The sequence below is a fragment of the Embleya hyalina genome (assembly GCF_003967355.1).
In the GTDB taxonomy this organism is placed as follows: Bacteria; Actinomycetota; Actinomycetes; order Streptomycetales; family Streptomycetaceae; genus Embleya; species Embleya hyalina.
Window position 1 is genome coordinate 41842 of sequence record NZ_BIFH01000040.1, and the last position, 24268, is coordinate 66109.

The window sequence follows — 24268 nt, forward strand, 5'->3', positions numbered from 1 at the left end:
CCCGTCCCACCACCGCACCGCCGGCGCCCGGCGTCGTGCGGCCACCCCTTGTGTCAGGAGCCACCCCGATGACCGAGCACGCCCGGCGAACAGCCCTGGGACACGCACCCCTTCCACCCATCGAGCCCGCCTTCCCCGACCCCGCCAAGCTGTTCGCCGACGTGCTCTTCGATCCGCCGGCCGGGCCCGACGCGGCGATCGCCGGGCCGGTCCGCGACGCGCTGACCTACCGTCGGGTGCGGTGGCTGCACGAGCGCATATCCGGCGAGGATCCGCTCCTGCACCATCCCGCGTACCTGCGCGAACTGCTCGAACTCGCCGCGATGGTGGACCCGAGCGTGTTCCATGTGATGTTCCTGCACCACTGCATGACCCTCGGCCCCGCCCTGGACTTCGGCGCGAGCCCCGAGGACATCGCCGAACTGGCCCTCGGCCCCTCGATCGGCGCCGCGCTGATGACCGAGGTGGGCCGGGGCAACAGCGCCGCCGGCATCCGCACGGAGGCGGTCTGGGACCCCGTGGGCCAGGTGTTCGACCTGCACACCCCGGACGCCGGGGCCTGCAAGTACCCGCCCAACGTGGGGCTCTCCGGCATTCCCCGAGTGGCGGTCGTCGGCGCGCGGATCGTGGTGGACGGCATCGGCCGGGGTACCGGGCTGTTCCTGGTGCCGCTGCGGGACGAGGCCGGCCCGTGCCCCGGGGTGGTGATCACGCCGCGACCGCCGACCGGCCTGCTGCCGCTGGACTACGCCGCCGTACGCTTCGACCACGTCCCGGTGCCCGCCGCCCGCTGGTTGCGCGACGGGGCCACGATCACCGCCCCCGGCGAGCGCGGCGGCGGCCATCACGACCCGCTCGATCCGGCGGCCCGCAGCCGCCGCAGCCAGGGCCAGAGCAGGTTCGCGTGGGGAGCGATCGCGACCGGGATGGCCGCCGTCACCCGCGCCGCCACCGCGATCGCCCTCGCCCACGCCCACCGGCGCCGCACCGTCGGCCGCTTCGATCCACAAACCCCGGCGCTGGCCCACCGCAACCAGCAGCGCGCGCTGTTCGGCGCCCACGCGGCGGCCCTGACCGCGACGGTGCTGGCCCGCCGGGCGACCGACCTGTGCTGGCGGTTGCCGGTGCACCGGGCGGCCGATCGGGGCCTGCCCCCGACGACGATGCGCACTGCCTCGCTGCTCAAGGTGACGACCGATCGACTCGCCGAACAGGCCGTGTCGCGCTGCCGGCGGGCGTGCGGCGCGTTCGGCTTCTTCACCGAGAACCGGCTGATCGACTACCAGGGCCTGGCGATGGCCTTCAACGCGGCGGGCGGCGACAACCAGTTGATCCTCCTCGACGCGGGCTGGTCGATGGCGACGGGCGTCGACTACGAGCCCCCGGCCGTCGCCGACGCTCCCGGCGACGCCCACGCCCGTGACGACGCCGAAACCCCTGCCGGCGCCGACGCCCCGGGCCGCTCCACCGAACCCCTCGAACGCCCCGGCTGGGCCGACCTGTTCCGCACCCGCGAGCGACTGCTGCACGAAGAACTCGTCGAGCGGCTGCGGCTCGGCGCGGAGCGGGGAGTCGACCCGTTCGTCCTGCGCAACGACTGCGCCGACGCCGCCGAGCGCCTGGGCGAGGCGCACGCGGCGCGGATCACCGTCGAGGCGCTGATCCACGACGCCCGCGCCACGTTCGCACACCGGGTGGCCGAGTCGGTGCTCGACGACCTGTGCCTGCTCCGGGTCCTGGAGGAGGTCGCGGCGCACGACGGCTGGTTCCTGGCCGCCGGCCTGCTCACCGCCGACGAGGTCCGCGGCCTGTCGGCCCGGATCGACACCGCGTGCGCCCGACTGGCTCCGCACGCCCGGGCGTTGATCGAGCTGCTGGACGTACCGCCGGGCCTGGTCCGGGGCGCCCTGGTCGGGGACGACCCGATCGGCGACCCGACGAGGTGACGCCGCGCCGCCCCCGGATCCGCCTCCCCGGGCATCCCCGGCCCTCCACACACCTCCACCCGGCGCCCCGCCCCGACCCGCGCACCCCCGCAGGGTCGTTCGGGACGCGCACGCACCACCCTCGGACCACGGACAAACGGAGCTTCGATGAACCCTGCACCTTCGACGGCCGTCCCGACCGGGATCGACCCCGAGTACCTGTCCGATCCGGACGCCGACCGTATCCGCGCGTTGATCGACCACGTGTGCGGACACGGCGCGGCGGACATCCTCCGGGCCGCGCTGCCGCCGGGAGTCCCCGACGCGGTCGTGGACATGGTGTCCCGGCACTGCCGCTTCGACCACGCCGCGCTGCTCGTCTTCCCGGAGCGGCTCGGCGACCTGCTCGACCGCCTGCCGCACTGGGGATTACGCACCACCGAGGTCGTGCCCAGCACGGTCGTCCGCGACCGGATCGCCGAACGCCTGGGCCTGCGCGCGGAGTCGGTCGAGGTACACATCGTGCGCTGCGCGCTGCCCGGCGACGGGGTCGCCGCCTGCGAGGGCCGCAATCTCGAACTGTTCGCCGTGGCACCGGTTCCGGGGGCCGACTTCGCCCGACTACGGGCCGAGGAGCGTGCCCGCAACGGCGAGACACACTTCGCCTTCCGCGTGGTCGAGCCGACTCCGATCACCCTCCTGGACCTGCACGACCTGCTGGTCTCCCGGGACGAGGTGCGCCGGGACGGCGGCGGCTTCAATCCGCACGAGGACACCTTCGTGCTGTACTTCCGCAGCATCGGCGAACCGGCCTCGGACCGCTGGCCGCGCCGCTTGGAGATCCTTGCCACCGGTTCGTATCCCGAGGTGCTGCGGCGTCACGCGGCACCGCGCCCGGCGGCGGGTCGGGCCGGTTCGCCGCCACGCGAGGATTCGTCGCGCGAGGACCCGACGCGGGAGATGTTGCACCTGGTCACCGGCGCGTGGGTGACCCAGGCGATCGGTGTCGCGGCGCGGTTGGGCCTGGCCGACCACCTCGGCGACGGGTCCCGGTCGGTGGCCGACCTGGCCGAGGCGGCGGGCGCGGAACCGGACCGCCTGGGGCGGCTGTTGCGCCTGTTGGCCGGGCACGGGGTGCTGCGGGCCGAGGCGGACGGGCACTATCGGCTCACCGAGCGCGGCGCGCTGCTGCGCACCGAGCGGGACGGATCGTTGGCCGCACTGGCGGATCTGTACAGCGGTCTGTTCTTCACGTCGTATCTCGGCCTGGAGCACACGGTGCGCACCGGCGAGGACGCGTTCACCCGGGTGCACGGCCGGGAGTCGTTCGAATACTTCGCCGAACACCCGGACGACGCACGGCTGTTCCGGGAGGCGATGGCGTTCGGCACGGTCGTCTTCGACGCGGTGCCGGCCGCTCTGGACCTGCCGCCGGGCGCGACGGTGGTCGATGTCGGGGGTGGCGACGGGGAGTTGCTCCTCCGCGTGTTGCGCGACCATCCGAGCGCGCGCGGGGTGCTCTTCGAGCAGGGGCACGTGGTCGAAGCCGCCCGGGAGTTGCTGGCCGTGTCGGCCGCGGCGGATCGGTGCGACCTGGTGGTCGGCGACTTCTTCACCGGCGCCCTGCCCGATGGCGCCGATTTGTACCTGCTGGCCCGGATCCTGCACGACTGGGCGGACCCCGAGTGCCTGGTCGTGTTGCGGGCACTGGCCCGGGCGATGCCGGCCGACGCACGTCTGGCGATCGTCGAACGGCCGATCGTCGAGGCGGGCGGGTCGGTGTTGCCGCTGCGCTTCGACATCCAGATGATGACCAACGCCCGGGGCCGCGAACGCACGGTGGCGGAGTATCGCGCGTTGTTGGCCGAGGGCGGCTTCGAACTGCTCGACCTGCGACCGCTGCCGCTGGACATGGCGGTACTCACCGCCCGACCGCGTCCCGCGCAGGGGTAGGCACCGGACGCACGTACGAGCCCCGGGCACACGTGGGCACCGGACGCACGACGGCGCCGTGTCCCCGACCACGGTCGGGGACACGGCGCCGAGCCACTGCCATCGCTGTGCGATCGTCACCCGGGCGCCGCCGCGGCCGGGTCGCGCGATCAGTTCGGGCGGGTGGCGCCGGCGATCGGCATGGTGTTGATCGAGGCGATCTCCACCGGCTTGCGCGAGTTGGCGGCGTGCACCATCTTGCCGTCGCCGATGTAGATGCCGACGTGGCTGATGCCCGAGTAGAAGAACACCAGGTCGCCGGGCTGCAGGTTGGCGATCGACACGTGCGGGTCGGCGGCGAACTGGTCGTTGGTCACGCGCGGTAGCGAGATGCCCGCCGCCTTGTACGCGGCCTGGACCAGACCCGAGCAGTCGTACGCGTTCGGGCCGGTGGCGCCGTACACGTACGGCTTGCCGACCTGCGCCTTGGCGAAGGCGACGGCCTGGGCGGCCTTGCTCGACGTGTTCGATGAACCGCCGGTGGGCGCCTGGTTGCCCTTCGAGCCGCCGGTGGCGGGCTTGGCGGCGGGCTTGGCCGCGACGTCGACCGACGGCTTGCTCGCCGGCTTCGGCGCGGTCTTGCCGGTGACCGTGGTCTTCGGCTGGACCCGGATGCTCGGCTTGGCCGGGGCGTCCGCCTCGGGCTGCGCGGGCGCCGAGCCGGTCAGCCGCAGGCTCTGGCCGATCTCGATCAGGTCCGGGCCGGACAGGAGCACGTCGCGGTTGAGCTGGTACAGGTTCTGCCAACCGCCGGCGACCTTGTTGGTCAGCGCGAGCTGGGACAGCGTGTCACCGGCCTGGACCAGGTAGCGGGCCTTCTCCGCGGCGGTGGCGGCCGCGGGCGAGGCGGTCTCGGCCTGGACCGGGGCGCTCTCGACCGCGGCGGTCGGCGTGGCCGACAGCACGGCGGAGGCGCCGGTGGGGGCCTGGTCGGTGGTGGGGACCTGCGCGTGGGCCGCACCGGCGCCGGCGACCGGGATGACGGCTCCCATGCCGGCGATGCCCACCGCCGCGACGAAGCGGCGGACGTTGGCGGGGCGAGCGGCTCGATGGCGAGCGTTTGCGGACAGCATGAAATGGGGTCCTCTCCTGTCGCCTACGAGGTGAGCTGTCGGATTCGGACTGGAGCAGCCCGGTCGCTTCACGCGACTTCACCCCTAGCCGTCACCGGAACGATCCCGGCCACGGCGATTCACCTGGTTCCCCCGCTCCCGTCGGATTCTTCGCTGTGGACCTCCCGCTGCCGGCGACGGGATTCGGCGTACCGGCGGCAGGGTTCACCCGAAAGGTGAATCGGCGAGAAAGGTAGGCAATGCGACGGGGAGATCACAACCGAATCGCAGACTTTGCCCGGAGTGTAAAGGCGGAATAAAGGCGACATCTCGGCCGGCTTCGGTCGGAAGCACCCGTGGTGACGAGGGCATATCTCGGAGAGTGGCGTGACGGAGCGGTAACGGAAAATAGTCGAGATTCGTCGCCGCCCCCCGGAAATGAATTGCAACCCGAAGTCGGCTATATAATTTATGTCCGTTTTATCCATGCGGGCTACATCACATTCCGGGCATCGGGCCGCCGTGCTCCCGGCAGAGGGGTTTCCACCGGACAGACGCGCGGGGAGCCGTCACTGTGGTGCGTACCGGCGCCACGACGAACGTGCCGCGCGGGGGATACCGGGGGGTTGGGATGAACGCCGTGTCCGGCGGGGGCGTCGCGATACATCCGACACACGCGACGGGACTCGCGACGACCGGAAGCGGGGCCGGGGCCGGCGCCGGTGTCGTCGACGGCGGGGTCCTCGCCGGGAGTTGGTCGATGCCGACCGGCCTCGGTGGTCTGTACCTGGCGGTGGCGACCGCCTGTCTCGGCTGCCTGGTCGCGGGGTGGGTGGTCCGGGTGGTCCTGATGTACCGGCTGCGCCGCCGTCCGGCGTCGCCCGGAGCCGGTCGCCCGCTCGACGTCTGGGAGATCGCGCTGCTCGTGGCCGGCCCCGGGCGATTCGCCCAGGTGGCGCTGGTCGCCATGCACCGCCGCCGGCGTGCGGTGATCGGCGCCGACCGCCGGATCGGACTGCTCGCCCCCGTACCGGAGGACGGGTACGAGCGCGCGGTGTTCGACGCGGTCGGCTCGGCCCGTACCGCCGTGACCGACCCGGTCGTCGAGCACATCGCCCGCTCGACCCCGACCGCCGTCTGGCGACCGGCGCGCACGCGCCTCGAACAGGACGGACTGCTGCTGACCGAACGGGAGGTGGGCCCGCGCGGCGTCACGGGTCTGTGCGGTGTGCTGCTCCCGGGCCTGGGCTTCGCCATCGCGGGCGGCGTGAACGGCTATCCGGTGCCGGGCGGGCTGCTCTTCTTCGCCCAGTTGGCGGTCGTCACCCCGCTGTTCGACCGCACCCTCGCACCGCAGACCCTGACCGGTCGGGCCCGGATCGCGGAACTGCGGACCATGCCCCCGACCGTATCGACCGACTCGGACGAGGACGCCCTGATCCGTCTGGCCGTCTTCGGCCCGGAAGCCCTCCCGGATCCGGCGCTGCGTACGGCCCTGATGCCGCCGCCGGCGCAGCCCACTCCGGGCTGACCCGAAGGCCGTACCTCACCGTGTGAACAGACCGTTCATCACAAGTCGAGCAACGTAATCCGTTGACATCAATCCATGTGTCCCGGCATGATGTGCTCATGTCTTCGACTCCGGACACCCCCGCGACCCCCGAACCCCACGACCCCTTCAGCCCGCCCGACCCCGAGCAGGCGCGGGCCGAGCGCGTACACGCCTCCCTCTTTCGGATCGCCGAACGGCACGCGGCCACCGACGAGCAGCGTGCGCGGCAGGTGCATCCGTACATGCTCGGCCCGCACGAGGCGATCCGCCTGGTGTCGTTCCTGCTCAGCGGCATCGCGCAGCCCGCCGACGGCGAGCCGGCGGTGGACCACGCCGACATCACCGCGGCGCTGAGCCTGATTCCGCTGGCCCGGGGCGAGATGGACGACCTGGAGGCGGGGCTGCTCCGGATGGCCCGGGGGCGCGAGATGACCTGGCAGGAGATCGCCTTCGGCCTGGGCCTGGGCACCCCGCAGGCGGCCCGCCAGCGCTATGAACGCCTGCTCGGCCGCACCACCCCCGAGTCGGCGGACGACCCGGCCGCCCACGCCTGAACGCCCACCGGGTCAGCCCGCGAACACCTCGACCAGCGACCAGATCGCCAGGCCGAGCATGCACACCCCGCCGATCCGCTGCACGGTCTGCAAAGGCATGCGCTTGGCGATGAACCGGCCGGCGAGCAGCGCCAGCGCGGACACCGACATCAGTGCCGCGACCGAGCCGATCGCGGTGGACCAGGTGCCGTTGGTGGCGGCCAGGTTGGCGGTGGTGATTTGGGTCAGGTCGCCCCACTCGCTGATGAACACGGCCATGAAGGCGGTCGAGAACACCGCCCGGAAACCGGTGATCCGCGCTCCGCCGCCGTCCGCGTCCTCGTCGTCGGCACCACCGCGCAGCAGCATGAACGCACCGAAGCCGAACAGCGCGGCGGAGACGAGCTTGACGATCCAACCGGGAAGCAGGCCGAGCAGTCCGCCCGCGCCGACGGCGAGCGCGACGTGCACGGCGAACGCGGTCGAGGTACCGAACCAGACGTAGAGAGGGCGCATGCGGGTGCCCATGGCGAGCGACGCGAACATGGTCTTGTCCGGGAGCTCGGCGAGGAAGATCAGCCCGAAGGCGGTCAGGATCGCCAGGAGGTCGAGGTGCATTCCGGGTGGCTTTCTGCGAGAGCCGGGCCCCGGGTCTTCACGAAGCGCCGCTCGGCGGATTGGAGGACCACTCGGCCCGGCACGACGGGGCGCGTCCGCGAGACTCGCGGACGCGTCGTTGCCTGGCCGAAGGTCTCGCCCACCCGGATGATCGGGCCCGGCCACCGGGAACCCGAGGGCTCCAGCATGTCGACGACCGGTTCGCGGGGCTACTCCCCTTCGCTGCTGCGACCCTACCGCATGCGTACGCCCCGACCGAGCCTCGCCGGGCGGGTCCGGGCCGGTTCACGACGCCAGACAGCGCGCCAGCGACCAGCGCAGTTGCTCCTCGTCCAGTGGCCTGCCCAGGGTCAGCACCTGCAACATCGTGCCGTCCAGGACCGCGACGGCCGCGGCCGCGGCGGGCGGTCCGAACCGGTCGACCAGGAAGCCGCCGACCCCCTCGACCCAGGCCCGGGCGAAACCGCGCAACTCGGGGCTGCGCGCGGCGGCCAGATACAACTCGTACTCGACCAGCGCCCGAGGGCGGTCCGCGAGGTATTCGGCGGTGAGCGTGGCGAGCACGCGGGGTACGTCGTCGCTGCCGCGGATCCGCGCCGCCCAGTCGTCCACCATCCGCACCGTCTCCGCCGACGCGTACGCCAACGCCGCGGCGACCAGGTCGTCGAGCGACGCGAAGTAGTACGTGGTCGCCCCCAGCGGGACCTCGGCCCGCGCCGCGACCAGGCGGTGCGTGGTGTTGCCGACGCCCACCTCGGCGATGGCCTGGACGGCGCCGCGCACGATCCGCAACCGGCGGCCCTCCGGATCCCGGGTCGCGGTCAATGCGCACCACCGAGGTTCAGCACCACGACGCCCGCGATCACCAGGGCCATCCCGAACGCCTTGAGCAGGGTCATCGGCTCGTTCAGGAACACCGCGCCGACCAGGGCGATCGCCACCGTGCCGAGCCCCGACCAGATCGCGTACGCCGTGCCCACCTGCAACTGGCGCAGCGAGAGCGTCAGGAGATAGAAGGCGCCGGCGTAGCCGCCCAGGCACGTCAGTGTCGGCCACAGCCGGGTGAAGCCGTCGGTGCTCTTGAGCAGACTGGTCGCGATCACCTCACACGAGATCGCCAACCCCAGGAACAACCAGGCCACGCGTCCTCCCCACCGAGTGGTACAGATGTACAAGTACAAATGTACTGGAACGGGGTGCGCGGTCGCCGGCCCCTCGCGGGCCGGTTCGTGGTGGTGGGTAGGCTGCGCCGATGCCTCCCGACCGGCCCGAACGGCCCGAACGGCTCGATCCGCGCCGGTGCGCGACGGCCGCCCGGTTGGCCGCGTGTGTCGGGGTGCTGCCGCCGTCCGTCGGCGGGACCCGGCTGATCGTGGTGGACGGGATCGGCGGCTCGGGCAAGACCACGTTCGCCGACGCGCTCGCCGCGCACCTGCCCGGCGCGCCCGTGGTGCGATTGGACGACTTCGCCCGGCCCGGCGACTTCTTCGGCTGGTCGCCTCGACTGCGCGAGCAGTTGTTGGCGCCGCTGGCCCGGCACGAGACGGCGCGGTGCGACATCTACGACTGGCCCGCCTATCGGATCGCCGGCTACCGCGAGATACCGGCCGCCCCGGTGGTGATCCTGGAGGGCGTCGGCGCGGCCCGCCGGGAACTCGGCACGGTCACCGCGCTGCGCGTCCTGGTCGACGTCCCGGCCGAGGTCGCCGCCGCCCGCACGCTGGAGCGGGACGGGCCCGGGCTGGCCTGGTTCTGGCGGTTGTGGCGCACCGCCGAGGCCGCGCACCTGGCCGCCGACCGTCCCTGGGACCGCCCCCATGTGCGCGTCGACGGTACGAGCGGCCGGTTGTCGTCGGCGGGGCCCGTGCCGCCCGGATCGCCTCTTCCGCGAGCCGGGGCCGTCGCCGGATCCGGCTGAGCCCGCCGCCCGGGGAGCGGGCGGCGGGCTCGATCGCGCTACTTGCGGCCCAGCCGGCGGGCGGCGGTGTCCATCGCCTGGGCCCGGCGGTCCTCGGCCAGGTCGGCGATCTCCTGCGGACTGGTGGTGTTCGCCCGCGCGTACTCCTCCGCCATCGCCTTCGAACTCGACCAGCCGCTCCAGTAGTTCTCGGTCCGGTCGAGCCCGGAGCCGTGTTCGAGGGCGGCGGTGTCGGCGGCCAGGGCGTGTGCGGTGTAGATGTCCATCATCCGGCCGGCGGGAATGCCGACGTGCGGGATGTAGCTCAGGATCTGTGCGCTCGCGAGGGTCTGGTACTTGCGGTTCCAGGTCGCCTCGGTGACCCCCGCCTCGCGCGCGGCCACGATCGACTCGTCGCGCAGACCGTCCATCGTGCCCAGCGCGTTGAACGCCTGGCGGGCCTCGACGTCCATCGCCGGCAGTGCCCCCGGCACCTCGACCACCGGGTGCGCGGCCAGCACGCCGGCGGCGTGTTCGACGGTGGCGCCGTGCATCACCGCGAACGCCTCGGGGTCGTTGCCCGCGCCGGTGATCACCCGCATCAGGTCCCGGTCGTGGAACATGGCCCCGTTCCGCCCGTCCTTGGCGACCAGTTGGTCGTACACGCCGTCGCCCATGTAGGACGCGACCATGTTGCCGACGCTGTCCCGCAGATCGGCCGCGAACCTGCCGCGCAGGCCGTCCTCGCCGCCGAGCGTGGCGACCGTGTCCCGCATGATCTGCCGCATCGTCTCGTCGTGCGGGGGCTGCGGGCCGCCGGGGAGTCCGTGGCCGCCGCCCGGAGTCCGTCCGGTCGAGGCGGCCTCCAGCGCCCGGCCCAACTGGTCGAGGCCGGGCGGCTCGTACCCCTCGGGGATCGGCCCCGCACCGGCCCAGTCCGGCAACCAGTGCCGCTTGAGCATGTAGCCGACCTCACCGGGATGCTCGGCCGGGTCGAAGAACTCCTTCGACGCCTCGGGGTTGTTGCCGAAGGCGGCCATCAGGCCGGTCATCGGGTCCAGCCCCGCCCCGTGTCCGTCGGCGATGTCGAGTCGGAACCCGTTGTACATCGCCCCCGACGGCGTGTTCTTCATCCAAACGGCGGGATCGTCCCGCTCCATGGCGCGCATGTCCTGACCGATCAGGCGCAGGAAATCGGTGTCCTGTCGCCCGGTGTCGAGCAGGGTACCCAGGAGTTGGTACCCGTAGGGCCGAAACGAATACAGCCCGATGTCGGTCTTCTCCCGGCCGGCCCGCATGAGTTCGTCGACCCACGCTCGATCGACGTGCGGCCCGGGGCCCTTTCCGGTACCCGCGGCCAATACCCGACCGAGATCGGCCTGGATCGCCTTCAGGTCCTCCTGTTGGCCCTCGGGCACGTCGCCGCCGCCCAGCTTGGCGATCATCCCCGCCAGCCAGAGCGTGCCGCGCGGACCCTGCCCGTTCAGGAACGGGGTGGCGAACGCCGGGTCGTCGGCGTTGGCGGCGAGCAGGTTGCGCAGTTCGCCGCGCTCGGCCGGGCCGAGCATCATCAGCCGATTGGCCAGGTCGGTGGCGCGCCGCGCGTCCTGGGCGGGACCCGCGCCGACCGCCTTGCCGTTGAACTTCCTTGGATCGTCGCCGCGCGTGTCCGCGTTCAGCGCGAACGCGGCGCGCCGGTCGGCGGCGGTGGCCTCGGTCAGGGCCCGGCCGATCCGGTCCGCGATGGCCTGCGCCGCCTCCTTGAGCGGTTTGGTCACCGCGTCGTAGTCGTCCGGGGGCAGGTTGCGGGCGTACGACGGCGCGGTCCAGTGCACGCCGCCGCCGTCGTCCACGGTCAACTTCCGGTCGGCCGCGTCGGCGATCGCCTCGGTCAGGTGCTCCTTGGCGGTTCTCAGGTCGCTCGCCGCGTCGAGCAGCACCGTGCGCAGCGCCGCCGCCTCGGTATGCGCGTCCTCCATCTGGCCGGACATGGCCCGGAGTTCGCCGATACCGGCGGTGGCCTCGGCGCCCTTCCAGGCGCCGCCGGCGAGCGGGGAGACCACGTCGCGGTCCACGTCGCCGTGCTGGGTGTGCATCCGGTCGGGCAGCGTGGCCCACACCTCGGCCGCGGTGGTCAGCGTGCCCAGGTCGACGTCGCGCAGGTGGATGAAATCGACCACGTCAGCCTCCGAAGGTCGTGCAGACGGATCCCTCGGTGTTGCGCCATGTGGTCGCCGCGGTGTTCAGGTTCCCGGCCCGGCCCGCGAGTGTGTCGGCGACCGCGATGGTACGGTCGTGCCACGCGGTGTGCGCGGCGTCCACCGCCTTGGCCAGGTCGAAGCCGCCGAGCGCCTTGGCCACCGGTTCGAGGGCGGTGACGCCCTTGAGGCCGGTGGTGCGGAAGTCCCCCGCGATCTCCCGCAGTCGGCCGGCGGCGGTGTCCAGTGTGCCCGGCTCGACGTGTACGTCCGGTGCCTGCGGCGCGCAACCGGGCCGCGGGTCGGGCGTGTTCGTGGCGGCGAACGGACCGCCGTCCACCTTCACCCGGGGCAGCCCCGGATTGAGTATCGAGTCGAAATCGGTCGTCATGCCGTAACCCCCGAGTCACCGATGCGATACGCGCCATACATGCGCGATACCTGGCCATCCAAGACCACCGGCTCGCCGTGATCAACCGATCCGTGGACATCGCGGGGGATGATGCCGGATCGGGATTCGCGGGGCGGGGAGTCGGCCGGTGGGCGCCGGTATTGCGCCGAGCGGGTGGGTCGCGGTGGCGCGGTGGCGAGGTACGGGGGAATGTGCCGTCCTGTGGCGATCGGGTACGGGAGGCTGGCGCCGGGACGTCCCCGGTCGTCCGCCGCGTCACCCCGTTCGCCGCCGTCAAGAGGAGCCTTCGATGCCCGACTTCGGACCACCGCCCGCGCGCTACGACGACCTGCGTGCGCTGTTCGTGAACTGCACCCTCAAACGTTCCCCGGAGATCAGCAACACCCAGGGCCTGGTGGACATCAGCCGCGGCATCATGACCCGACACGGGGTCGCGGTCGACGAGTTCCGGGCGGTGGATCACGAGATCGCCACCGGGGTCTGGCCGAACATGCGCGAGCGCGGGTGGCCGAGCGACGAGTGGCCGGAGTTGTACGAGCGGGTGATGGACGCGGACATCCTGGTCCTGGCCGGGCCGATCTGGCTCGGCGACAACAGTTCGGTGCTCAAGCGGGTGGTGGAGCGGCTGTACGCGTGTTCCAGCCTGCTCAACGAGGCCGGGCAGTACGCCTATTACGGGCGGGTCGGCGGTTGTCTGATCACCGGGAACGAGGACGGGGTCAAACACTGCGCGATGAACGTGCTGTACAGCCTTCAGCATCTCGGCTACGCCATCCCGCCGCAGGCGGACGCCGGCTGGATGGGCGAGGCCGGGCCGGGGCCGTCGTATCTGGATCCCGGGTCGGGCGGGCCGGCGAACGAATTCACCAACCGCAACACCACCTTCATGACCTGGAATCTGCTGCACCTGGCCCGGCTGCTCAAGGACGCGGGCGGGATGCCGGCGTACGGCAACCAGCGGGCGGGCTGGGACGCCGGGTGCCGGTACGACTTCGAGAATCCGGACTATCGCTGAGGGTTCACGCGTCTGCGGAGGAGGTCAACCCGGCGGGCTCGGCAGTACGGCGATCGTGTCCTCGGTCCAGGTGCCGGCCGCGCCCGGGCAGCCGGCGAGGTAGCGCGCGGCGCGCCGGCGGGACCAGCCGTGCGCCTCGCCGAGACCGGCACTCAGGTGGTGCAGATATGCGGCGGAGGGGGCGTTCCACGGCACGTCGGCGCTGCGGGACGGCGTGGTCAGGGTGAGTATCGGCAGGCCGTCGGCCGTACCGACGCGGACCACCGTCTCGTAGCGGCCCGGGCCGAGGGTCACCCGGGCGCCGGCCGCCAGGTCGCCGAGGTCGAGGTCGAGGCCGGGCGCGCGGTGCATCTCCTGTGCGGCCAGGTCGGCGAACTGCCCGACGGTCAGCAGGTATGCCCGGCCGGGCGTGCGGCCCGGGTCCAGCGGGTCGTACAGGGCGAGTCCGCCGGTCCACACCTTCGACTCCAGGGCGAAGTACATCCGGCCCGATATCACCATCGGTCGCGTCGCGCGCGGTGCGGCCGGGTCCCGGCATCCCGGATAGTCCCGGACGCCGCCGGGCGGCCGGCCGCCGCGCAGGTAACAGTCGAGGCGGGCGGCATGCATGTTGGACCCGTACGCGACATACCACACCAGATCTGGACACACATCCGGCAGCCTAACCCGGCGTGCGCCCGGAAACGGCGACGCGCGCCCGGATCCGGGCGATCGGTGCCGCCGTGCGCGGTCGTCCGGCGCGGCCCGGTCTATCCGGCCCGGGCCGCCGCCACCAGCGGTCGTACGTCCCATACCTGCACGTCGGCGACCCGTCGACCCGGACCGAGCAGCGCGGTCAGGGTGTCGGTCAGCTCCGCGCCGTGCGGGTGCGGGGGCAGGACGACCACGTCGGCGCGCCAGCGGGTCAGGTCCTCGCGGGCCTCGCGGCGCTGGTCGTCGGTGATCTCGGGAACCTTGCCCTCGGAGGCGACCCGACCGAGCAGCGCCGAGGTCGGGCTGTAGTCGGCGCCGTACACACCCACCCGGTCGGGACCCCACGGGCCGACGAAGTAGCCCTCCGCGAGCGGGAAGCCCAGGTCGGCCACGCTCTGCCAGTGCAGCGCGGAGGCCTCGACCACGCTCGGCAGCGGCACCACGACCACCGACCCGTGGTCCACGTACGGGCGCCACCGTCCGTCGGCGAAGAAGGCGGGCACCGAGCGGCGCTCGACGACGTCCAGCGGGGTGGGCGCGATCGGCAGCAGGGCCATGGTCAGCACGCCGGCCCAGATCAGCCGCACCGGCAACTCGCGCCCGGTGACCGAGTGGTCCCGGACCGAGGTCAGTACCCGGTCGGTGGCCATCGCCAACAGGACCGCGATCGCGGGGACGCAGACCATCGCGTACCGGGATTCCAGGATCGATTCGAACAGCGGCAGCTTGTTCACCAGCTGCCACGGTCCCGGGATGCCGGTCTGCTCGTGGTCGACGACGATCCGCAGCCCGAGCGAGAGCAGTGCCGCGACCAGGGCGGTGATCGTCGCCGCCCGGGCGACCGCCTCGCGGCGCAGCCACACGACGAGGAATCCGGTGAGGATCACCAGCGGCCAGCCGAAGAACGCGTTCTCCTCGGTCGGGCCCTCGGACAGCGCCGCCGCGCCGCTCCGGTCGCCGGCGAGGGAATCGCTCGCGTACGCGGTGAACGCGGCCAGGTCGTTGCCCGACTCGTGGTCGAGCGAGGAGTAGTGCTGCGGCCCGAAGAACTGCACCCAGAGTGGATACGCCACCAGCGCGAACGACACGCCGGCGGCGATCAGCAGTCCCGTGCCCAGCGGTCGGGCCGCCGCCCGGGCCGCCTCGGGGCGGGCCAGTGCGTAGGCGATCCCGAACACCACCAGGCCGGTGGCGGCGAACAGCAGGGGTTCCTCGCCGAGGAAGATCTGGAACGCGATCAGCAGCCCGAGCACGATGCCGTCGCGCACCGGGCGCTCGTCGCGCCACAGCCGGATCAGGGCGCCGATGATCGGCGGGATCACGAAGAGCACGACGAAGTTCGGATGCGCGTTGCCGTGCGCGACGATCGGCGGCGCGAACCCGCAGAACCCGCCGGCGATCACCGCCGCCGCGCGATGCTGCACGAGGTGGCGGATGAACAGGCGGTACCAGGCGAACGCACTGGCGGCCAGGCCGCCGGTGAGCACCAGGGCCCACGTGCTGGTCGGGCCGAACAGCAGGGTGACCGGGGTCAGCGGCACGCCGAGGCCGAGCATGGCCGTGTTGGCCATCATGTTGACGCCCAGCGGGTGGTTCTGCAGGTCCGAGATCAGCGGATTGCGCAGGTCGCGCACCGCGTCGGCGGTGGCGTCGAAGAACCACTCCCACATGTTCTGGTCCTGGCCGGCGGAGGCCAGGTAGGCCTGATCGAGATCGGCCCAGAGGTCGTGGTAGAGCCAGATGGCGAGCAGGAGGAACCCGACGGCGACCCACCGGTCACCGGCACGTACACCGGGTATGCGACCGCCGCGCGCGAGACGGGACGTTATGCGGAGACGAGTCTCGACGGCGGCCATGGATCGGGTCCTTCCAGGGAGATTGCCCGCCATGAGCGCCCAGCGGCGAGGGGATCGCCGGCCATGGTACGAGGGCCGTGCGGCCGAGTGGGCAGCGGGGTCGCCCGTCCGGGAAATCGGCCGGCCCCGGCTCGCGCCGTCGGCCAGGATGGCGGGATGTCGATCTTTGTGGAGACGCCGCGTCTGGAGCTGCGGGCGTTCGTCGAGTCGGACCTGACGCATCTGGTCGAGCTGGACGGGGATCCGGAGGTCATGCGCTTCATCGACGGCGGGCGGCCGACGTCGGTCGAGGCGGTTCGGGAGCGGGTCCTGCCGCGGCTGCGGCATGTGTACCCGGCGTGGGGCCACCCGGGTTTCTGGGCCGCGCGGGAGCGGGACGGCGGGCGGTTCGTGGGGTGGTTCGAGCTGCGACCGCTCGCCGAGGACGGTGTCGACGTGGTCGAGCTGGGATATCGCCTGCGCCGTGCCGCGTGGGGGCTGGGCTACGCGACCGAGGGCTCGCGGGCGCTGCTCGACCGGGGCTTCGCCGAGCCGGGACTGCGCGAGGTGACGGCGAACACGATGTTCGTGAACCGGGCCTCGCGACGGGTGCTGGAAAAGCTGGGACTGACCCTGCGACGCACCTACTTCGGCGACTGGCCGGAGTCGATCGAGGGCTCCGAACACGGCGAGGTCGAATACACCGTCACCCGCGCCGAATGGCTCCGCCGGCCGCCGCCCACCCTCGCCTGACCCGGCGACACCGCTCTCGGCACCCGGGCCGCCACGGCCTCGCCCGCCCGAGCCCGTCCGGCTGCCCGCCCGCCCGCTCGCCGGGCCCGGCCCGACCGCTTGCTCGCGCGCCCGAGTGGCCGCTGCTTCGGTCGGTGGCTGCCGGGGGCGGGTTGCGGTCACCCGATCCGTCCGCCCGGCCCGGGGCCGTGGGAAGCTGCGTTGTGTGACTGTTCTTGTCGGTGTGCCGCAGTTCGTTGGTCGTGAGCCCGAGATGGGGCGGCTTGTCGAGGCGCTCGGCGAGGCCGATGCCGGGGAGCCCCGGGTCGTGCTGCTCACCGGGGAGGCCGGGGTCGGGAAGACCCGGTTGCTGGACGAGTTCCTGGCCGGCGCCGTCGGGCGGGCGCGACCGACCGTGGTCGCGGTCGGGGCCTGTCTCGAACTGGGTGCCGAGGGGTTGCCGTTCGCGCCGTTCTCGGCCATCCTGCGGGCGCTGGCGGGCACGCTCGGCGACGACTTCGACGCCGCGGTCGGCGACCGGCGCCGCGAACTGGCCTGGATCTCGCCGACGCTCGCCACCGAGCCCGTCGTGGGGCCCGCACCGGAGCGGGCCGGGCTGTACGAGTCCGCGCTGCGCCTGCTGGAGCGCGCCGGCGAGGACCGCACCCTCGTGATCGCCTTCGAGGACCTGCACTGGGCCGACTCGGCCACCCGCGAACTGCTCGCGTTCCTGGTCCGCTCGCTGCGCCGGGGCCGGATCCTGCTGGTCGGCACACTGCGCGCCGACGCGATGGACCGCAGCCACCCGATGCGCCGCCTGGTCGCCGAACTGGAACGCATCCGCTCGGTGACCCGGGTGGAACTGGGCCGGCTCACCCTGCCGCAGGTGGAGAGGCACCTCACCGGCCTGCTCGGCGAGACCCCCTCGCGCACCCTCACCCGGCAGGTGTTCGAACGCTCCGAGGGCAACGCGTTCTTCGTCGAGGAACTGGCCGCCGGCATCCGCGACGGGCGGCTCACCGACCTGTCCGATACGCTCCGCGACCTGCTCCTGATCCGGATCGAACAACTGCCCGAACAGGCCCGTCGGGTGGTCCGGCTGGCCGCCGTCGGCGGCATCGGCGTGGAGCACCGACTGCTCGCCGAGGTGGCCGGCCTGGACCCGGACACCCTGGAGACGGCGCTGCGCGCGGCCGTGTCGGGGCACGTCCTGGTCTCCGACGCGAACGGCGAGGGCTACACCTTCCGGCACGCGCTGGTCGGCGAGGCGGCGCTCGGCGATCTGCTGCCCGGTGAGCGCACCCGGATGTACGCGGCGTTCGCCCGGGCCCAGGACGCCCTGGTGGAGCGCGGCGAACTGTCCCCCCACCGCGACCACGTGGAGCGCCGGGCCCGCTACTGGACCGCCGCCGGCCGCCCCGCCGAGGCGCTGCCCGCGAGCCTGACCGCGGCGGTCGCCGCCGCCGATCGATACGCCTTCGGCGAGGCCCGGGAGCTGTACGAGCGGGCGATCGCGATGTGGGACATGGTCCCCGACCCGGAGGGGTCGACCGGCACCACACTCGCGCAGGTCCTGGACGGTGCCATCGTCGCGGCCCGCTACGACAACTCCGGCGATCGCGAACTCGCCCTGCTGCGGCACGCGTTGGACCTCGTCGACGAGGAGCGCGACCCGCTCCGGGCGGCGCTGCTCTGGACCCAGCGGGCGAAGTCGCTGAACCGGCTGGGTCGCGGCTCCGGCATGGTCGAACTGGAGCACGCCGAGAGCCTGTTGCAGGACCGACCGGACTCGATCGAATACGCGGGGGTGGCCCTGCGGAGCGCCCGCGCACACTTCCTGGAGGGGCACGTCCGGGAGGCCCTGCGGATCGCCCGGCAGGTCCTGGAGATCGCCCGCCGGCTCGACGACCAGGACATGGTCGCCGGCACGCTCCAGGCGCTGTCCTGGTTCCTGACCGGGTCCGGCGAGCCGGACGAGACGCAGGCGCTCGCGTACGGACGCGAGGCGGTCCGCGTCGCGGAGGCGGCTCGGGGCGGCAAGCCGGACACGCTGATCTACGTGCTCGGCAACTGGGCCTCGGTCCTGGAGGGCGTCGGCCGCCACGAGGAGTCGGTGGCCGCGCTCCACCGCGCGCTCGAACTGTCCCGCGAGCGCGGGGTGGTCCGCAACACCGGCGCGTTCCTCCTGGGCAACCTCGCGGAGAGCCTGTTCTCGCTCGGCCGCTGGGACGAGGTGGCCCGGACGGTGGACGACATCCGCGAGCACAACGCGGACGGCTGCGCCACCGGCCACGCGGAACGCATGCTGGCCATGACCCGCCTGGTCCGCGGCGACATCGCCGAGGCGGCGACCCCGCTGACCCACGCGCGCGAGAGCGCACGCGGCAGGCACCAGGAGGCGCAACACCGCATCCCGCAGTCCGGTGCCGCGATCGCGCTGGCCCGGGCGCGGGGCCGGCGTGCCGAGGTGGCCGAGATCCTGGACGCGGAACTGCGGGCCGGCTTCGGCGTCGGCAACCAGCGGTTCGCGTTCCCGCTGCTGATCGAGGCGGCCCGCGCGTACGCCGACGACGAGCCCACCGAGGCGATCCGGGCCGACCTGATCCGGATCCGGGCGGCCGGCGCGGCGCTGGCCCGGGACTGCGCGCTGGACCGCCTCCAGGCACGCACCCTGACCGCGTACCTGGACCGGGCCGAGGGCACCGACACCGTGGACCGATGGCGGGAGGTGGTGGCCGGCTGGGAGGCGACCACGCAGCCCTATTCCACCGCGCAGGTACAGGCCGACCTCGGCGCCGCGCTCGTGGCGGCCGGCGAGCGGTCGGCCGCCGCCGAGGTGCTCGGCCGGGCCCACGAGACGGCGGTGCGCCTGGGTACCGTGCCGCTGCGCGAACGCATCGAACTGCTCGCCCGACGGGCCCGGCTCGAACCCTTCGGCCGCGCCGGCGCGGCCCCGGCCGCAGGCCGACCGGCGCACCAGGCGGGCGATCTGACGCCCCGTGAGCAGGAGGTGCTGCGCCTGCTCGTGGACGGGCGGAGCAACCGAGGGATCGCCGAGACGTTGTTCATCAGCGTCAAGACGGCGAGCGTGCACGTGTCCAACATCCTGGCCAAGTTGGAGGTGGCCACCCGCGGCGAGGCCGCCGCGCTGGCCCATCGCATGCGGCTGCTCGACGACTGACCCGAGGTCGACGAACCTCGGCGAACCCGGGACCGATCGCGCCGAGCGGGGTGTCCGGGGCCGGTCGCACGGGCTATACATGACCCGTCGATGGTTCGGGGGCAGTCGTCGGGGGGCACTCATGACGGGGCACGGGATACGGGTCGCGGCGTGCGACGTGGAACGAACGGTCGGCGGGCGGACCGTGCTTCGCGGCGTCTCGCTGGTCGCCGAGGCCGGCGAGGTGTCGGCGATCGCGGGCGGCAGCGGGTCGGGCAAGACCACGCTCCTGGACACCCTGGCCGGCATCCGGCCGCCGAGCGCGGGCGAGGTGCGGCACGACGGCGGGCGGCCCGACGCGCGCGGCCTGGGCTATGTACCGCAGGACGACATCCTGCATCGCGCGCTGCCGTTGGCGCACAGCCTGCGCTACGCCGCGGCGCTGCGCGCACCGGCCGACGAGGGGCCGGCCGACGCCGTCGACCGCACCCTGGCCGCGCTCGGGCTGACCGCGTGCGCGGGCCGGCGGGTGGGCACGCTCAGCGGCGGCGAGCGCAAGCGGGCCAGCATCGCGGTGGAGTTGCTGACCCGGCCCAGGGTGCTGTTCCTGGACGAGCCGACGTCCGGCCTCGACCCGGCCGCCGCGGCCGAACTGATGTCCCTGCTGCACGAGTTGGCCCGCGCGGGCACCACCGTCGTGCTCACCACGCACGCCCCGGCCGACCTCGCCCGCTGCGACCGGGTGGCGTTCCTGGCGCCCGACGGACGGCCCGCCTACGTCGGGGATCCCCGGGCGATGTGCGCGCACTTCGGCGTGGCGACCGAGGCCGACGTGTACGCCGCGGTGGCCTCCCGAGGGGCGAGCGTGGACGCGGGCCGTGAGCCGGAACTCCAGCTGGAACCCGAACTCGGGGCACTGGAACCGGAGTTGGAGCGAAATGCCGGACCGGGAGGGACGTCGGGTCCGGCCGCCGAGTCGGTGCCCGGATCGGAACGCGCGGCCGAGACACGTCCCGCCGGCCCGAAACCCGCGGCCGTCCGCGGGCCGGGACCCGCCCGCGGCGCGGGCGCCGATCACCCGCTGCGCCAATGGTCGATCCTGGCCCGCCGCGACCTCGAACTGATCACCCGGGACCGGCTGACCGCCGCGATGCTGATCGGCTCGCCGCTGGTGATCGTGGCCATGTTCGCGATGCTCTTTCGCCCCGGCGCCTTCGATCCGCTCGCGCCGAGTCCGTCCGGAGCGGCGATGATCCTGTTCTGGATCGCGTTCGGCGGCTTCTTCTTCGGGCTGACCTACGGGCTGTTGCAGATCTGCGTGGAACTGCCGATCGTGCGCCGCGAACGGCTGAGCGTGCTGCGGATCGGGCCGTACCTCGCGGCGAAGTTCACCGTGTTGTTGCCGATCCTGGTACTGGCCGACGTAGTGCTGCTCGCGGTGCTGCGCGGGATGAACCGGCTGCCCGCCGCGTCCTGGAGCGTGTACGGATCCCTCCTGGTGACGCTGCTGCTCGCCTCGGCCGCGGCGCTCGCGCTCGGGCTGCTCACCTCCGCCGCGGTGACCGAGGTCGGCCAGGCCACCCTGATGTTGCCGCTGCTGTGCTTTCCCCAGGTGCTCTTCTCCGGCGCGTTCGTACCCGTGCCCCGGATGCCCACGATCGGGTACACGCTCAGCTACGCGATGACCAACCGATGGGCGTTCGAGGCCCTGGGCAGCGACCTGGACCTGTCCGGCCGCTGGGCGCACAGCCGTTCCCCGCTCGGGCCGCCGCTGCTCGCCTCGTACGGGGACAGCTTCGACCACTCGCCGCTGCTCGGCTGGGCGGTACTCGCGGGCTGCGCCGCGCTGTTCGTCGCCGCGACCTGCGCCGTGCTGGCCCGCCGCTGCCCCCGGGCCGGGTGGTGAGCGCGCGCGGGCATGGTCAGCAGCGCAGTCGCGGGGCCAGTCCGTGCGGGTCGGCCGGTCGGTCGCGGTAGGTGCGGACCAGGAAGTCGAGGAAGGCGTCGACGTCGGCGTGGGTGGACGGCAGGCCGAGCGAGACCCGGACCGCGCCGCCCGAGGGCAGGCCGAGCCGGGTCAGGTGGTCGTCGAGGGTGCCGCCGGAGGCGGCGGTGCGCGACACAGCGCCACGCAGCGTGCGTCGGCCGATCGCGAACGCCGCCTCGCCCGCGCCGGGATTGCAGAAGCAGCCGGTGCGCACACAGATCCGGGCGGCGGCGGTGTCGCGCGCCACGGCCCGCTCGTCCACCACCTGCCCGGCGGCGTCCAGGACGTTGAGCGCCACCGTCGCACCCCGCTCGTTCGTCGTGCCCGGCCCGTACAGCCGGATCAGCGGTTCGCCGCCGTGATGGCGCAACTCGGCCAACCCGGCGAGGAGATACCCGGTCAGCGCGTCCACCCGCTCGTGGATCGCCCGCATGCCCACCTCCTCGACCCAGGCCAGGCCGTGCGCCACGTCGGGAACGGCCAGGAAGTTGAGCGTGCCGTCCTCGTACGCGGACTCGTCGTCGGCCATCCGATGCCAGCCGCCCTGCGCGCTGGCCGCCTCGATGGTGCCGCCGGCGAACCACGGCCGGCGCAGCCGGGCCAGCGCGTCCCGACGGGCGATCAGAGCGCCCACGCCGGTCGGGTACCCGAACACCTTGTACCAGCTGACCGCGACGAACTCCGGTTGTACGACCGACAGATCGAGCACGTTGGTGGGGGCGTACGCGGCCGCGTCGAGCAGCACGTCCCAGCCGTGTTCGTGGGCGACGTCGATCCAGTCCAGGCAGTGGCGCACGCCGGTGAAGTTGCTCTGCGCGGGGAACGCGAACAGGCCCCGGCGGCGGGCCAGCACGGCGCGTAATCGTTCGCCGTCCAGCCGCAGTTCGGGTCCGGACAGGCCGATGTACTCGGTGCGGGCGCCGTGGGCGCGGGCGTACTCGCGGATCCCGTTCACCGAGTTGTGGTTGTCGATCGGCAGCACGAACCGGCCGCCGCGCCGGAACGGGTAGGCCTCGCCGACCAGTCGGCAGGCGCCGGTGGCGTTCGCGGTGAACACCGCCGCGTAGCGGTCCGGATCGGCGTTGAAGTGCTCCAGGATCGCCCGGCGGGTGTGCTCGACCAGGTTCGTGGAGGCGACCGAGGCCGGGTGTTCGGAGTGCGGATTGCCGTAGGTGCGGCCCGCCATGCGCGCGGCGTGCGCCTGCCACTGGCGGCGCGCGGCCAGGCCGGCGCCGGTGTGGTCGAGGTAGACGAGGCCCTGGTCGTCGAGGTAGCCGTACTCCCTGCGGCGGATCGCCTCGAAGTCCGCCGGTTGTGCCGGCTCGACGATTCCCACGGTCCCCACCTCCCCGGACGTCCGAGTCTCGCGCCCCCGCGGAGCGCACGTCAACGGATTCGGTGGTGCGCGGATCGGTGCGGCGCGCGGGTCGGCGGGGTCGGCGGCGCGCCGACCCTCGCGTCGAAAGGATCCCGACGGCGTGTTCCGGATGCCCGTTCTCACCCCTGATGGCGGTTCCGCGCCAAGCATCCTCTAGGGTGAGGAAAGGTAAGCCTTACCTGAGCACAACTGGGTCGTTCGTCGCCGCACCGCGGTGTTCGGCCCGCGTCCCCCACGCGCCAAGGAACCAGGACCCATGCCGATACCCCGCCGCCGGATCGCCGCCGTCGCCGTGACCCTGTCCGCCGCCCTGCTCACCGGAGCCTGCGGCGGCTCGGACTCCTCCGACGGGAACAAGGGCGGCAAGCCCGCCGTCGCCGCCGGCGGCAAGGAGTTCGGCAACGCCGGTCAGGTCACCACCGGCCTGGGCACCGACGCGGCGCCGGGGCAGTACCCGCGCACCATCCGTACCGCGATGGGCGACGTGGTCCTCAAGGCGCGGCCGAAGCGGGTCGTCGTGTTGGACACCGGCGAATTGGACAACGTCGCCGCGCTCGGTGTGCAGCCGGTCGGCGTCGCGTTCACCGACGGCTCCCAGGAACTGCCCGCCTACCTGGAGGGCAAGGCCGGCAAGCCGGCCAAGGTCGGCACGATCAACAGCCTCAACCTCGAGGCGATCGAGAACCTGAAGCCCGACCTGATCCTGGGCAGCAAGCTGCGCGCGGAACAGCAGTACGCCACGCTGGCCAAGATCGCGCCGACCGTGTTCTCCGTGCGTCCCGGCTACACCTGGAAGGAGAACTTCCTGCTCAACGCCGCGGCTCTGGACAAGACCGCCGAGGCGAAGCAGCAGCTGGACGCCTACCAGGCCCGGGCCAAGGCGCTCGGCGAGAAGCTGGGTCCGAACAAGCCGACCATCTCGATGGTGCGGTTCATGCCGGGCAAGATCCGCCTGTACGCGAACAAGTCGCTGATCGGCACGGTGCTCCAGGACGTCGGCCTGCCGCGCCCGGCCAACCAGAACATCGACGACCTGGCGGTGGAGCTGTCCGAGGAGCGGATCACCGAGGCGGACGCCGACCGGATCTTCGTCGGCACCTACGGCCCGGCGGACAAGACCGCGCAGGGCAGGGTCACCGACAACCCGCTGTGGAAGAAGCTCGGCGCGGTGGAGAAGGGCAAGGCCGTCACCGTCCCCGACGAGACCTGGTACCTCGGCCTCGGCGTGGTCGCGGCGAACTCGATCCTGGGCGACCTGGAGAAGAACCTGGCCGGCTGAGGTCGCCACT

General features: G+C 72.9%; 19 protein-coding genes and 1 riboswitch. Of the genes, 10 read left to right on the plus strand and 9 right to left on the minus strand.

The genetic code is table 11. The features are described from left to right. Positions 1 to 68: 68 nt before the first annotated feature. Both EMA17_RS40420 and EMA17_RS40425 read left to right on the plus strand, forming a co-directional pair. Positions 69 to 1946, plus strand: a complete 1878-nt coding sequence (locus EMA17_RS40420) for an acyl-CoA dehydrogenase family protein (protein ID WP_126642223.1) — start codon at positions 69 to 71, stop codon at positions 1944 to 1946. Positions 1947 to 2093: 147 nt separating this feature from the next. Continuing rightward, positions 2094 to 3878: a methyltransferase gene (locus tag EMA17_RS40425; RefSeq protein WP_126642224.1), complete on the plus strand. Its 1785-nt coding sequence runs from the start codon at positions 2094 to 2096 to the stop codon at positions 3876 to 3878. 149 nt (positions 3879 to 4027) lie between these two features. Here the strand turns inward: EMA17_RS40425 and EMA17_RS40430 are convergent, their stop codons facing one another. Then, positions 4028 to 4990 carry a C40 family peptidase gene (locus tag EMA17_RS40430; protein ID WP_246127211.1) on the minus strand — a complete coding sequence of 321 codons (963 nt, stop codon included), beginning with the start codon at positions 4988 to 4990 and terminating at the stop codon, positions 4028 to 4030. A gap of 6 nt (positions 4991 to 4996) precedes the next feature. Next, positions 4997 to 5153: riboswitch (cyclic di-AMP (ydaO/yuaA leader) on the minus strand. Between the two features lie 576 nt (positions 5154 to 5729). Here EMA17_RS40430 and EMA17_RS40435 point away from each other — a divergent pair. Both EMA17_RS40435 and EMA17_RS40440 read left to right on the plus strand, forming a co-directional pair. Then, the gene (locus EMA17_RS40435) at positions 5730 to 6500 is read left to right on the plus strand and encodes a TIGR04222 domain-containing membrane protein (RefSeq protein ID WP_160161739.1); all 771 of its coding nucleotides are present in this window, start codon (positions 5730 to 5732) and stop codon (positions 6498 to 6500) included. A gap of 98 nt (positions 6501 to 6598) precedes the next feature. Then, positions 6599 to 7075, plus strand: coding sequence for a DNA-binding protein (locus EMA17_RS40440; RefSeq protein WP_126642226.1), 477 nt, complete (start codon positions 6599 to 6601; stop codon positions 7073 to 7075). 12 nt (positions 7076 to 7087) lie between these two features. Here EMA17_RS40440 and EMA17_RS40445 read toward each other — a convergent pair whose 3' ends face one another. The 3 genes from EMA17_RS40445 to EMA17_RS40455 all read right to left on the minus strand — a co-directional run bounded on the left by EMA17_RS40445 (position 7088) and on the right by EMA17_RS40455 (position 8814). Then, positions 7088 to 7672: a TMEM165/GDT1 family protein gene (locus EMA17_RS40445; RefSeq protein WP_126642227.1), complete on the minus strand. Its 585-nt coding sequence runs from the start codon at positions 7670 to 7672 to the stop codon at positions 7088 to 7090. A 285-nt stretch (positions 7673 to 7957) separates the two neighbouring features. Beyond that, positions 7958 to 8497 carry a TetR/AcrR family transcriptional regulator gene (locus EMA17_RS40450; RefSeq protein ID WP_126642228.1) on the minus strand — a complete coding sequence of 180 codons (540 nt, stop codon included), beginning with the start codon at positions 8495 to 8497 and terminating at the stop codon, positions 7958 to 7960. Further along, complete coding sequence (locus EMA17_RS40455) at positions 8494 to 8814, minus strand: DMT family transporter (RefSeq protein WP_126642229.1); 321 nt, start codon at positions 8812 to 8814, stop codon at positions 8494 to 8496. The genes EMA17_RS40450 and EMA17_RS40455 overlap by 4 nt, the downstream gene beginning before the upstream one ends. Positions 8815 to 8924: 110 nt before the next feature. Between EMA17_RS40455 and EMA17_RS40460 the strand changes: the two genes are divergently transcribed. Further along, entirely contained in the window at positions 8925 to 9590 is a 666-nt protein-coding gene (locus tag EMA17_RS40460) for a uridine kinase family protein (protein ID WP_246127212.1), read from the plus strand. A gap of 38 nt (positions 9591 to 9628) precedes the next feature. Here the strand turns inward: EMA17_RS40460 and EMA17_RS40465 are convergent, their stop codons facing one another. Both EMA17_RS40465 and EMA17_RS40470 read right to left on the minus strand, forming a co-directional pair. Continuing rightward, positions 9629 to 11749: a DUF6571 family protein gene (locus EMA17_RS40465; RefSeq protein ID WP_126642230.1), complete on the minus strand. Its 2121-nt coding sequence runs from the start codon at positions 11747 to 11749 to the stop codon at positions 9629 to 9631. Position 11750: 1 nt separating this feature from the next. Further along, positions 11751 to 12158 carry a WXG100 family type VII secretion target gene (locus EMA17_RS40470; RefSeq protein WP_126642231.1) on the minus strand — a complete coding sequence of 136 codons (408 nt, stop codon included), beginning with the start codon at positions 12156 to 12158 and terminating at the stop codon, positions 11751 to 11753. A gap of 310 nt (positions 12159 to 12468) precedes the next feature. On the opposite strand from EMA17_RS40470, the gene EMA17_RS40475 reads away from it, so the two are divergent. Beyond that, entirely contained in the window at positions 12469 to 13194 is a 726-nt protein-coding gene (locus EMA17_RS40475) for a flavodoxin family protein (RefSeq protein WP_126642232.1), read from the plus strand. 24 nt (positions 13195 to 13218) lie between these two features. Here the strand turns inward: EMA17_RS40475 and EMA17_RS40480 are convergent, their stop codons facing one another. Together EMA17_RS40480 and EMA17_RS40485 are read right to left on the minus strand one after the other, a co-directional pair. Continuing rightward, the gene (locus tag EMA17_RS40480) at positions 13219 to 13803 is read right to left on the minus strand and encodes a histone deacetylase (RefSeq protein WP_246127213.1); all 585 of its coding nucleotides are present in this window, start codon (positions 13801 to 13803) and stop codon (positions 13219 to 13221) included. 140 nt (positions 13804 to 13943) lie between these two features. Continuing rightward, positions 13944 to 15743 carry a glycosyl transferase gene (locus tag EMA17_RS40485; protein WP_218043230.1) on the minus strand — a complete coding sequence of 600 codons (1800 nt, stop codon included), beginning with the start codon at positions 15741 to 15743 and terminating at the stop codon, positions 13944 to 13946. Between the two features lie 156 nt (positions 15744 to 15899). On the opposite strand from EMA17_RS40485, the gene EMA17_RS40490 reads away from it, so the two are divergent. The 3 genes from EMA17_RS40490 to EMA17_RS40500 all read left to right on the plus strand — a co-directional run bounded on the left by EMA17_RS40490 (position 15900) and on the right by EMA17_RS40500 (position 21520). Further along, positions 15900 to 16475, plus strand: a complete 576-nt coding sequence (locus EMA17_RS40490) for a GNAT family N-acetyltransferase (RefSeq protein WP_126642234.1) — start codon at positions 15900 to 15902, stop codon at positions 16473 to 16475. 205 nt (positions 16476 to 16680) lie between these two features. Next, entirely contained in the window at positions 16681 to 19635 is a 2955-nt protein-coding gene (locus EMA17_RS55625) for a helix-turn-helix transcriptional regulator (protein ID WP_126642235.1), read from the plus strand. A 157-nt stretch (positions 19636 to 19792) separates the two neighbouring features. Then, positions 19793 to 21520, plus strand: a complete 1728-nt coding sequence (locus EMA17_RS40500) for an ABC transporter ATP-binding protein/permease (RefSeq protein WP_246127214.1) — start codon at positions 19793 to 19795, stop codon at positions 21518 to 21520. Positions 21521 to 21536: 16 nt separating this feature from the next. Here the strand turns inward: EMA17_RS40500 and EMA17_RS40505 are convergent, their stop codons facing one another. Beyond that, positions 21537 to 22937, minus strand: coding sequence for an aminotransferase class V-fold PLP-dependent enzyme (locus EMA17_RS40505; protein ID WP_246127215.1), 1401 nt, complete (start codon positions 22935 to 22937; stop codon positions 21537 to 21539). 298 nt (positions 22938 to 23235) lie between these two features. Between EMA17_RS40505 and EMA17_RS40510 the strand changes: the two genes are divergently transcribed. Further along, entirely contained in the window at positions 23236 to 24258 is a 1023-nt protein-coding gene (locus tag EMA17_RS40510) for an ABC transporter substrate-binding protein (RefSeq protein ID WP_126642238.1), read from the plus strand. The last annotated feature ends 10 nt before the right edge of the window (positions 24259 to 24268 follow it).

Coding starts and splice junctions, on each gene's coding strand:
- EMA17_RS40420 (WP_126642223.1), top strand. CDS start 69: ATGACCGAGCACGCCCGGCGAACAGCCCTGGGACACGCACCCCTTCCA.
- EMA17_RS40425 (WP_126642224.1), top strand. CDS start 2,094: ATGAACCCTGCACCTTCGACGGCCGTCCCGACCGGGATCGACCCCGAG.
- EMA17_RS40430 (WP_246127211.1), bottom strand. CDS start 4,990: ATGCTGTCCGCAAACGCTCGCCATCGAGCCGCTCGCCCCGCCAACGTC.
- EMA17_RS40435 (WP_160161739.1), top strand. CDS start 5,730: ATGCCGACCGGCCTCGGTGGTCTGTACCTGGCGGTGGCGACCGCCTGT.
- EMA17_RS40440 (WP_126642226.1), top strand. CDS start 6,599: ATGTCTTCGACTCCGGACACCCCCGCGACCCCCGAACCCCACGACCCC.
- EMA17_RS40445 (WP_126642227.1), bottom strand. CDS start 7,672: ATGCACCTCGACCTCCTGGCGATCCTGACCGCCTTCGGGCTGATCTTC.
- EMA17_RS40460 (WP_246127212.1), top strand. CDS start 8,925: ATGCCTCCCGACCGGCCCGAACGGCCCGAACGGCTCGATCCGCGCCGG.
- EMA17_RS40470 (WP_126642231.1), bottom strand. CDS start 12,158: ATGACGACCGATTTCGACTCGATACTCAATCCGGGGCTGCCCCGGGTG.
- EMA17_RS40475 (WP_126642232.1), top strand. CDS start 12,469: ATGCCCGACTTCGGACCACCGCCCGCGCGCTACGACGACCTGCGTGCG.
- EMA17_RS40480 (WP_246127213.1), bottom strand. CDS start 13,803: ATGCATGCCGCCCGCCTCGACTGTTACCTGCGCGGCGGCCGGCCGCCC.
- EMA17_RS40485 (WP_218043230.1), bottom strand. CDS start 15,743: ATGGCCGCCGTCGAGACTCGTCTCCGCATAACGTCCCGTCTCGCGCGC.
- EMA17_RS40490 (WP_126642234.1), top strand. CDS start 15,900: ATGTCGATCTTTGTGGAGACGCCGCGTCTGGAGCTGCGGGCGTTCGTC.
- EMA17_RS40510 (WP_126642238.1), top strand. CDS start 23,236: ATGCCGATACCCCGCCGCCGGATCGCCGCCGTCGCCGTGACCCTGTCC.